This window comes from Alkalibacterium sp. m-11, from assembly GCF_054658155.1.
In genome coordinates this window covers 1-252 of the sequence record NZ_BAAGIR010000608.1, presented here as the reverse complement: position 1 = coordinate 252, position 252 = coordinate 1, and the positions used below count along the sequence as shown (strand labels likewise).

Here is a 252-nt window from a genome sequence, read left to right as displayed (position 1 = left end):
GGGAAACTGAGAAGCACAAAAATCCAAAACCGCTGTACAAGTCCGAAAAGAAGCTGAAGAAGGCGCAACGGTCATTATCCCGCAAACAAAAAGGCGGTAAGAACCGCAATAAAGCACGCTTAAAGGTGGCCAAAAAGCACGAGAAGATTGCCAATCAGCGCAAAGATTTCTTGCACAAACTATCCAAAAAGATTACAGACGAAAACCAAGTCATTGTAATAGAAACTCTGTCCAGTAAGAACCTGATGAAAA

General features: G+C 42.1%; 1 protein-coding gene. It reads left to right on the top strand.

The annotated features are described in order from the left end of the window. Positions 1–252 (top strand): transposase (locus ACYQ2O_RS13705; RefSeq protein WP_459796873.1); only part of this gene is annotated, 252 nt, incomplete at both ends.